This window comes from Ruegeria sp. BA12 (assembly GCF_056539625.1).
Map to the genome: position 1 here is coordinate 1 of NZ_JBQFVF010000020.1, position 6,976 is coordinate 6,976.

Below are 6,976 nucleotides of genomic sequence, written 5' to 3' on the forward strand. Positions count from 1 at the left end.
CTCATCAGCCCAACCTCACTCAGTCATCTCAATCAGAAACACCATAAACAAAACACAACTAACACAACCAAAACACACCGAACGGAACGGCTGCACCAAGCTTTCCGGGCAACAAAAAAGGCCCCCGTCCGGGGGCCTGATCAATGCGCCATACCTAGCTGCGTGGCGTCAGATGGGGCTGGAACGTCAGCCCTTTGCGCCCTGACCGCGTGCATAAACATCCTCGTACCGGACGATATCATCCTCACCGAGATAGGTTCCGGTTTGAACTTCGATCAGAACCATCGGCACCTTGCCAGGGTTCCGCATCCGATGCACCGCCCCCAACGGGATGTAGACCGACTGGTTCTCGGTCACCAACTGTTCCTTGTCGTCGATCGTCACAAGGGCCGTGCCTTCGACAACGATCCAGTGTTCCGAGCGGTGGACATGGCTTTGCAGGCTCAGCGACGCGCCGGGGTGGACGTGAATGCGCTTAACCTGGAACCGGTCGCCAACCACAAGGCTTTCGAACCAGCCCCAAGGGCGGTGATCCTTGGGGAAGGTTGTGGCCTGTGCAGCGCCTTTTTCCTTTAGCGCGCTCACCGCTTTCTTAACGTCCTGGGCCCGCGAAGCATCCGCAACCAGAACCGCATCATTCATCGCCACGGCGATGATGTTTTCAAGCCCGATGCCCACCAGCTCCAACTGGTCACTGTCCGAGCGCAACAGCGCGTTGTGGCAATCAATGGCTGTGGCTCCGCCGCTGGTCACCACGCCGTCAGAATCCGGCCCGCTTTCTCGCCAGACTGCATCCCATCCACCTAGATCGGACCAAGCCGCGTCAAACGGGACAACCGACAGGTTCGTCGCCTTCTCCATCACCGCGTAATCGATTGAGATATCTTCGGCCTTGCCCCAGGGTTCAGGGTTCAGGCGCAGAAAGCCCAGATCCGGCGTTGCCGTATCGACGGCTGCCTCGACGGGCGATATCAGTTCGGGCGCATGAGTCCGGAAGGCCGCAATCATATCCGATGCACGGAAAAGAAAGATCCCGGCATTCCATTTGAAATTGCCCGCTTCGAGCATTTCAGTTGCGCGAGCCAGATTTGGTTTTTCCACGAACTTTTTCAGCGGAACGGGTGATCCGCCGCTGTTCGATGCGCTCGCCAATTCGAGATAACCATAAGCCGTTTCCGGATGCGTTGGGGTGATCCCGAATGTTACCAGTTGCCCTTGCTCGACAGCCTCCAACCCGCGGGCAACCGCATTCTGGAACGCCGCCACATCAGGCACTACGTGGTCGGACGGCGCAACCAACAGCACCGCGTCCGGATCCTCGGCATGGGCGCGCAGCGCGGCAGCGAGGACCGCTGGGGCCGTATTCCGCCCTTCGGGCTCAATCAAAATGGCACCGGGATCAATGCCGACGGCCTGCAATTGCTCGGCCACGATGAAGCGGAAATCCGAATTGGTCAGAACCACCGGAGCAGCGAATTCCAACCCCGCCGCCGCGCCGGACAAACGCCGAGCTGAGGCCTGGAAAAGTGTCTCATCCCCAACAAGCGGCACAAATTGTTTGGGGTAACTCTGCCGCGACAACGGCCAAAGACGCGTCCCGGACCCGCCGCAAAGAAGAATAGGGGTGATCAACATGATAAGCTCGAAACCTGGTTTAATTTAAACAGGTCCTATTAGATGTGAATTAGCGTGACAAGATTTTGCTCAGCTTCAACAGGAAAAAGCAAGTGCAACCGCGGATTTGCGCCTGTACGGGCTCAGTTTTCAGCCTTGTGCCGTCAAAAATCTGGGCTCCCCACCATCCAGGCAAACTGCACTTAACACACCAGTTGCAAAAGCGCCGGTATCAATGGAAATTCGTCCCTTTTGCGCGCCAGCCTCACCGACAATCGTATGCCCGTGTACAACCCAAACACCGTCGCGCCTGATTGTTTTTAGAAATGACGGATGACCCCAGATAAGGGTCTTTTCCGACTGGTCGGTGGGCGGAACATTGGGGTCAGCACCGGCATGCACCACAAGGACGTTGCCCGACATTTCCCAGGTCTTCAGCCCGGTCACCCATTGATACAACGTGTCGCCCATCGCCTCTTGAAACCTGTCCCGGCACTCTGTCAGCTCATCACCGGTCATCTCAGCCCGGACCCCGCGCACATCGAATGAGGCCAAGGTCTGCAACCCGCCATAACGCAGCCACCGCGGACCCTGTTCCAAGGGGTCTTTCAGGAACCGCAGCATCATCTCTTCATGATTGCCTTTCAGGCAGGTTATGTCGGGGCGCGCACTGATCAGGCGCAAGACCTCGGCGCTGTATTCTCCGCGGTCGACATAATCGCCCACCAGAATGATCCGATGGTCCTGCGGCACATTGTTCAGTAGCTTTTCCAACTGCACGACACAGCCATGCACGTCACCGATTACGCATATTGGAGTATCTGGGGTTGGTGGCAGAAACGGGGCACGCCGCCTGAATCGTCCGAAAAGCGATGACAGCACGATGAACTTTTCTCCTGCCCGGTTAGCCGTGAAAGGAGCCGATACAGGAAATCCGGCACCGGCCTTAGATCCAAACGTGATACCCGGCGACCTGACTGCGGGCAAGACCGGGTTCAGGCGGTTTGGCAGGCGGGCACGCCCATTTGAATGATCTCGCGGCCCTTGACCTTATAGAGCCCGTTGATCCGGTTCCGGGCTTTGGTCATGAACCAGGATTTCAACGGTTCCGGATAATAGGCAGCCATGATCTGACTGAAATAGTCGAAATCTTCTTGCGCAAGCCGACGACCGCTTCGGGAAGGGCCGTGAAACCCAAAGGTGGTATCGGGATCAACGCAGGTTCCGGGCAACCCCAGAAACATCGTGCATGTCGAATAGCAGATACGGCCCCTGATCTCGACCAGAACTCCGTTGCGCTTGAGGTTTTCCAACTCGATCAAACGGTCATGCAGATAGCCGCCGCGATCGCTTCCCACGACCAGCAACTGCTGTGCCTGGGCGCGTGTTGGCGCAAGGGTCACCGGTGTCAATGTCGCGACACTCAGCAAGACGGTAAAAAACCGGACAATGCTACAAGCAGAGCGCTGTCCTGTATGCGAAAACGCTTTGAAACAACAGTCGATGAAACTCGGCATGGTTCTATCTCCGTTTCCAGTAATGATCTGGATCAGGGCTAGAGAACCGCGATGCCTCAGCTATGCGCTGCCTGTGGCGAAACTTGGCCTTAAATCAATGTTTTAATAGGCTTTTTACGTAAACTTTCCATGTCCAATACGCACGCAGCGTTGCGCGAATGACGCTTAGGGACATGGGACGGTCTTAGATTTGGTGTCGCCGGGCGAAACAGCGACAGATGCGTCTGCCCGATAGAACAAGCGCACAGAGATCAATACTCTCAGTCACTTGTAAACAAAACGCAGTATATCAGATCAAACACCCTTTACCAAACTGCCCCCAAGATTTGGACGTAGCCAAGCGTGCGGGCGCGGATGTTTTTTGTTGTTTACCAGAGACTTGAAGCCAAACAGGGCTTTTCGCCCGCATATTTGTTCAGCAGCTTTGGAATAAAGCGGACAAGTTCTAATTCGACCAGCGCTTGGTACGACGCTGGAGACGCCAAAGATCACACCAGTAAGAAATCCGCCAAGGTGAGCAAAGGGCGACCTTCCACCACTTCCGACTTTCCTGAAAAAGCTTTTGTTCATATTCCTTTTTGGAATAACGCTTGGGCAGCGCGATGTGGATTTTTGAACTGAATTCCTGAGGCGCGGCAGACGTATCGGTTGCGTTCAGCATCGCACTGGTTTGCAATGCCAGCTGACGTCTAAGCCCGACTTCAAAACTCGAGGGATGCACATAATCCACAACTATGTTGGCGCCGTCACCATCGCTATCTGTCCAATTGTCACCCAGCGCAGTATTGGCGAACACAACCGTGCTTTGCAGGTTGTCCCAATCGCTGTAGAAACTGTCCCATACCGCCGGGCGCACGATGTCCTGCAAAACGAACCCTTCGGCAAGAAACAGCAATGCCCAAAAGCTGGGCCATGAAATCAGCAAGTCCTGAACCTGTTGTTCAGCTACGGGAACCGGTGAGAATACTACAATATCAGCGTAACTCGTTAGCAGGTTTACGCTGTGTTCCGCTTCACTCAGGCTTGCCGCAGGAACGCCCTTAGTGACGTGAATGATACGAAGGCCACCATCAGTGACCTTCTGAGGAGAAACGGTCTTAGACAACGCGCTAAAGGAAGATTGAGTGACACGTGGAACACCGCTCTGCTCATAGGCCACGCACCAGTCCGTGTGCTTTCGGCCTTCCAGAACGATAATTTCACTTACATGTTGCTTGCACGCTGAAACAACCTTCTCAACGGCTAAGCTCCTTGTTTCACTGTCATTCATTCAGATTTACACTCTGGCGGGTTTAGTAGGTATTCATAAAGATTTGGACCGCTGTCCGGAATTTCGAGCCACATTAAAAATGCTGCCCAGATATCTCTAACCTCTGATTTTGAGACATTGAATGGGCGATTTCCGTAAACGAACTCCAGTTGCTTCCCAGCAAAAGCGGCGCACGCGACAGCAGGATTACATCTGCCAGCGCAAATTTAAGCTGCACTTCAGATCGGTCATATACCGTTCTTGGCAGGCTGGTCACGCGATCTTGGTATTTCGCAGCGAAAGCACCATAGGATTCCGAGTTATCCGACGCCAGAAAAATCGTGGAATCGGCCTTGGCCTCCAGCAGTTGGTCCAGACGTTTGAAGAAGAACGCATAGTGGGATCTGCTGCGGGCACGTCTGGAAATCTCGTCTTCTGACCGCGACCAGTCTCCGGGAACGTCCCCATGAGGGTCCGTAGCCGCGCCGCCATTCATACGCACGTGTACGGCGATGTCGTTTTGGCCGCGGACGGACTCGATCATCTCTTGCACATCCGCACTCGGTTTCAGCTCACGCAGGAATTTCCGTTCAATGGGGTCGTAGGGTTTGCCGAATGTAAACCTGTAAGCCGATTGGATAACGATATCCCGCTGCGCCTTAACCAATGAGGCGGTGTCAAAGGCCTCCCGGAATGCCTTGCTCATCAGGTCGACCGTTAACGCGTTCTCCGGGTCGTTCTCTTTGGTATCCTCGACTGCCCCGTCAAAGTCGAACAATGACGCAAAGGTGCAATCGCAATGTTCGTCAGGCACCCAGCGAATGATCAGTTCGCGATCGTGGATTTGTGAAAATGAAAACCCCGAAGCAATTGCACGCAATCGGTTGCCCAAACCATGCTGCGCATCGACGACAAGTTTCGGCTTTTGCAGGCTATGCCCGAGCGGAACGGTAACTTCGCCTGTATTCTCTTCCGGTTGCAGCGACGTGTTGCTGATGGCTACTATGGCGTCTTCCAACGAGCGGGTCATCAACGCATAATCCACAGCTTCGCAGGAAACAGAGACCGCAACACCTTTGAACACATCATGTATTGCACTAACCGCTGCTTCGGCGCGTTCCATCCGCGTGCCAATAAGGTTTGTATCTACGCCGTAGGGGTGGCTGCGTCTTAACCGCACTATGTTCCCGGTTTCACTAAGCACCTGGAAACCCGTCATTGGGCAACTCACATCCCATGGGGCGCAGGACGACGCAGTTTGCCGGTTCAGCGCGATCCAGAACTGCGGATAAGATTGCACTTCATCCCATCCGGTGACCGGTGTGCTTTTGGGGCGCTCAACGCGTCTTACGTCGGAATGATCAATATGGCTGATGGTGTCGGGATCGACATCTTCTCTTTGCACGCCTGCGCTGGTCAGGCGTCCGTACAGGTCATCGTCATCCCAGCCATAGGTGACAATCCGTTCGTTGAAGCCGTTAACAGCCAAAAGACTTTCACGCCCAACGACGAAAAAGCCGTTCACGTGGCTTTGCCCGGATTTCGCCTGGCGCCAGTTCCCTGCAGTCAGTTGGTCAACACCTGTTGTGTTGCGGCTAAAGAACTCTGAATCGAGGATAATGTCACTGTCGACTTTGATAATCTTGTCTTTGGTCGCAGCGCGGAATCCCAGATTATACGCGTGGGACAAAATCCAGGATCCTTCATCCTCGACCCGAAGAATGCGTATACGTGGATCAGTTATCCCCGCTTTCCGAAGAGTGATCTCAACCGGAATTTCCGAACTCCAGTCCACGATGATAACTTCGCCAATTTCCTGATGCACAAGCCACGTTGGCAATGTCTGCGCCAGGTGGTCATTTCGGTTCATGCAGCATGTGACAGCAGCAAAACCGGGTTCCATGGCTGCATCGGGGTCATATTCTGCGCCAGCTTCTTCAAATTTTGGAAGGTTGCGCCAAACGTCAGGTTGCGTTCGTATCTCATTGTAGAGGGCAGAAACCGAAGTTGGTGATTTAGCGTTCCGCACCGAAAGCTGTGCTCGAATCAAACTGCGAAATGTGTCCCTGGCCTCAACTGTTGTGACGATGTCATCAGATGCGTTCGCATCGCAGAGGCTTGCAACTATATCTTTAGAAGATTGCATTTTCTCAGTTTGAACCCTTGGTATGCCAATGCCTTCGGTATCTTAATATTTTGGTCGTTCAATACATTCCACCTGGGATTGCGTTCAAACAACTTGAGCACCGAGTACCTGTTTGTTCAGGCGTGTCAATCACCAAAGACGGTATCTTTGAAGCAAGCCTCCAAGATTTCAACCTAGATGAGCGGTGATACGCCGGAATCATTGTTTTGACGCCCTTGTCAGGTCAGCTTGCTGTCTTGGTTGTGTCCCAGTTATCTGGAGTTTTAATTTATTGGCCTCGCATCGCTGAGGTCAATTTGGTTTTCCGGCATTGAAGCTTTGTTTTGGATGGGGTTATTGCCTCTCACCCCATTGTTTTATGGTTCTGACGGGTTGAGGGTGTTAAGCGATTGATCTTGGGGATCAATTGTAGTGTGACCGGGCTGTTCTGAGATTTTCTGACGCTGGTTG

General features: G+C 53.7%; 5 protein-coding genes. All 5 read right to left on the bottom strand.

Features of this window, described 5'->3' with window-relative positions; translation table 11 throughout:
* Positions 1 to 186: 186 nt before the first annotated feature.
* The gene (locus ACR0B0_RS20700) at positions 187 to 1,635 is read right to left on the bottom strand and encodes a mannose-1-phosphate guanylyltransferase/mannose-6-phosphate isomerase (RefSeq protein WP_480649400.1); all 1,449 of its coding nucleotides are present in this window, start codon (positions 1,633 to 1,635) and stop codon (positions 187 to 189) included.
* A 129-nt stretch (positions 1,636 to 1,764) separates the two neighbouring features.
* Positions 1,765 to 2,496 carry a metallophosphoesterase family protein gene (locus ACR0B0_RS20705; RefSeq protein WP_480649402.1) on the bottom strand — a complete coding sequence of 244 codons (732 nt, stop codon included), beginning with the start codon at positions 2,494 to 2,496 and terminating at the stop codon, positions 1,765 to 1,767.
* A gap of 113 nt (positions 2,497 to 2,609) precedes the next feature.
* Complete coding sequence (locus ACR0B0_RS20710; protein ID WP_480649404.1) at positions 2,610 to 3,131, bottom strand: hypothetical protein; 522 nt, start codon at positions 3,129 to 3,131, stop codon at positions 2,610 to 2,612.
* Positions 3,132 to 3,576: 445 nt separating this feature from the next.
* Positions 3,577 to 4,401, bottom strand: a complete 825-nt coding sequence (locus tag ACR0B0_RS20715) for a hypothetical protein (protein WP_170352130.1) — start codon at positions 4,399 to 4,401, stop codon at positions 3,577 to 3,579.
* Between the two features lie 73 nt (positions 4,402 to 4,474).
* The gene (locus ACR0B0_RS20720; RefSeq protein ID WP_480649406.1) at positions 4,475 to 6,283 is read right to left on the bottom strand and encodes a galactosyltransferase-related protein; all 1,809 of its coding nucleotides are present in this window, start codon (positions 6,281 to 6,283) and stop codon (positions 4,475 to 4,477) included.
* Positions 6,284 to 6,976 lie beyond the last annotated feature (693 nt).

Excerpts from the sequence above, each read along its gene's own strand:
- ACR0B0_RS20715 (WP_170352130.1), bottom strand. The coding sequence starts at position 4,401 with ATGAATGACAGTGAAACAAGGAGCTTAGCCGTTGAGAAGGTTGTTTCA.
- ACR0B0_RS20720 (WP_480649406.1), bottom strand. The coding sequence starts at position 6,283 with ATGGAACCCGGTTTTGCTGCTGTCACATGCTGCATGAACCGAAATGAC.
- ACR0B0_RS20700 (WP_480649400.1), bottom strand. The coding sequence starts at position 1,635 with ATGTTGATCACCCCTATTCTTCTTTGCGGCGGGTCCGGGACGCGTCTT.
- ACR0B0_RS20710 (WP_480649404.1), bottom strand. The coding sequence starts at position 3,131 with ATGCCGAGTTTCATCGACTGTTGTTTCAAAGCGTTTTCGCATACAGGA.